Genomic DNA, 2,781 nt, shown 5'->3' with positions numbered 1-2,781 from the left:
GTGGTGATGTTGAAGCTTCCGGTGGTGCGGACGGCGACCCGGCCGGTGTGAACCCCGGCCTTCTTGCCTGCCGGGACGTTTGCCCGGACCAGGTCACCGGTCTGGAAGCCGCGCACGGTCTTGGTTCGGGGCAGCCGTAGTCGGGGGAACCCGTACTTGTCGGTGCGGGTCCGGCAGTACGTGCCGCGCCCGGTCGCCTTCACCACCAGGACCGTGGACGGCCAGCCGGTCACCATGTCGAGATGGCCGACGTGCAGCGCGTCCAAGGTGTGCGACTTCGCCGCGCCGGTGCGGGTACGGTTCCACTTCGTTCGGCCGCCCGAGCCGGTGGCCACGGGCAGGCCGGTGGCTTCCAACGCCCGCCACAACGCCCACCTGGTGGCGTTGACGGCGGCGGCGTCCCGTAACGGGGCCTTCGCCCGCGCCATGATGCGGGCGAGTACCTTCGGCTCTCCTGCCAGGAACTCCTCGATCGGGGTGGCGTTCTTGGTCTGGTTGCACGGGATGCACGCCAGGGTCAGGTTGCTGATCCGGTCGGAGCCGCCCCGGGAACGCGGGTGGATGTGGTCGAGGTTGAGCGGCACGTCCTGCTTGCCGCAGTACGCGCACGTGCGCCCCCACCTGGCCAGCAGATACTCGCGGACTTCGTATCCGGCGAGGGTTCCCTGCTGGTACGCCACCCCTTCGAGTGGCTTGCCCGCCGACATGGCGTGCGTGTCGAACGCGACGCGCTCGACGTGGACGGCCTGAACGGGCGCCCAGCGCCTCAGGCGTCCAACCCAGGACATGGTCGTGTCCACGCGGTGTCGTAGGGATGGGGCGAGCCACCCCTTCGGTTTGGTGCGGTTGGAGAAACGGGGGGCGCAGTAGCGCAGGTTACGGGAACGGCGGCCCCGGCGCAGCGCGGCCCGCGCGCTGAGCTTGTCGCGGATCCGGCCGCCCCGGTGATCGAGTTGGATGCTGTAGGTGCCGGCACGGTTCCCGTCGCGTTCGGTGAACACGGCGATGCCGGTGTGTTTGGAGCCGGGGTCGATGCCGACCTCGACGCCCTGGAGTGTGGAGTCGGTGGCGGCGCGGTCGCGCAGCCGGATGACGAACGGGGTATGCCAGTGGACCACGGCCCGCCCTGCCGCCAGCAGGCGGCGGGCGCGGGCGGGGTGGCACGGGTCAAGCGGGCGGCCGTGCTTGTCCAGGACGAACACGGCCGGGGGAACCTCACGGTTGGCTCCCTCGGGCGCCGTGGCGCCGTCGGGGTGACGCCGAACAGACCGGGTGCCGGCCTGCTCGATCTCCCCTCGCCCATGTTCCACGCCGGTTACCGCGCTGGGGCGGTGTCCGCGTCCCGTTTCGTGCCCACCCTCGGGCGTGTCTGCTGACGTGGATTCCAGAGCAGCGGGCTGAGGAAGCACCCGCTGGTGGGTCTGCTGGCCTACGTGAAACGTAGTCAATCGAATGCACCTCCTTCTAGGTGATCGACTCGGGCTGGTCAACGCGGGGCTTCAAGACACATCGCTGCACCTCAAGCCCCCTCCTTCGGGAGGGGGTCGTTGACCTGAGTTCTCCCGGTGTGCGATGGCGGTGAAGCGGGAGGCCGGGCCGGTGAGGGGTGGCCCCCGGCTCCGGCCGTGGGCCGCGGATCAGGCGTTCATCCTGCTCCGGCCGCCGGGCCGGCGTCTTGCAGGAATCGGTCACCGGGGCGACACGCGGGCGGCGGGATCCGCTCCCTTGCTGTTCCGGCTCAACATAATGTGTTTGCGCCGCGCTCCGGCTCGGATAGTGTTGCCGTCTCCAGCAATGGACCTATCGAGGAGGTGAGACCCATTACCGCTGTGTCAGGTCGGGTGCTCTCATCTCACGACCGTGCGGTTCACCGGGCATAGGTGACCGGGAGAGCACCCTTCGGCATCCCGAAAGGCTCTCGTGTCTTTTCCTCTGTCCCCTTGCCTCCAGTCCGCCATCGTCACCAGGCTCCGGGCCGCCGGTTGCGTGTTCGCCGAGGACGAGGCGGACCTGCTCATCTCCACGGCACGGACCCCGTCCGACCTCACCGCCATGGTGGACCGCCGGGTCGCCGGCCTGCCTCTCGAACACGTCCTCGGCTGGGCGGAGTTCTGTGGCCTGCGGATAGCCGTGGACCCCGGAGTCTTCGTACCCCGGCGGCGCACCGAGTTCCTCATCCACCAGGCCGTCGCCGTCCAGGAGCGACAGGCCCCCGTCCGGACGCAGGTCGTCGTCGACCTGTGCTGCGGCTCGGGCGCGGTGGGCGCCGCACTGGTCGCGGCGCTGGAGCGGGTCGAGTTGCACGCCGTCGACATCGACCCCGCCGCGGTGCGGTGCGCCCGCCGCAACGTCGCCGCCACCGGCGGTCAGGTGTACGGGGGTGACCTCTACGCACCGCTGCCCGGCACGCTGCGGGGGCGTGTCGACCTCCTGGTCGCCAGCGCGCCCTACGTACCCACCGAGGCGATCGGGCTGCTGCCCCCGGAGGCCCGCATCCACGAACCCCGGGTGGCACTCGACGGTGGCGAGGACGGCCTTGACGTCGTACGGCGCCTGGCCGCCGCGGCGCCACTGTGGCTGGCACCGGACGGCCATCTGCTGGTCGAGACGAGCGAGCGCCAGGCGCCGCGGACCGTCGAGGCCTTCACCCGCAACGGGCTGATCCCAAGGGTGGCCGGTTCCGACGAGTTGGACGCCACAGTCGTCATCGGAACCAGGCCCACCTCCCGGCCCCTGCGCCGATGACCCCGGGCGAGGCCGGTACCCGTGCCGTTCGGGTAC

Annotated in this window: 2 protein-coding genes; one reads left to right on the top strand and one right to left on the bottom strand. The window is 70.6% G+C overall.

Annotated elements, in window-relative coordinates; translation table 11 throughout:
* Positions 1-1,310 (bottom strand): RNA-guided endonuclease IscB (iscB, locus tag ABZU75_RS46095; protein ID WP_355569820.1); only part of this gene is annotated, 1,310 nt, incomplete at its 3' end.
* 610 nt (positions 1,311-1,920) lie between these two features.
* Here iscB and ABZU75_RS46090 point away from each other — a divergent pair.
* Complete coding sequence (locus ABZU75_RS46090) at positions 1,921-2,745, top strand: putative protein N(5)-glutamine methyltransferase (RefSeq protein ID WP_355569817.1); 825 nt, start codon at positions 1,921-1,923, stop codon at positions 2,743-2,745.
* Positions 2,746-2,781: the final 36 nt, after the last annotated feature.

Source organism: Streptosporangium sp. NPDC005286 (assembly GCF_040607515.1).
In the GTDB taxonomy this organism is placed as follows: Bacteria; Actinomycetota; Actinomycetes; order Streptosporangiales; family Streptosporangiaceae; genus Streptosporangium.
Note: the sequence above shows the minus strand (reverse complement) of the source record. Positions and strands in the feature narration are given on the sequence as shown.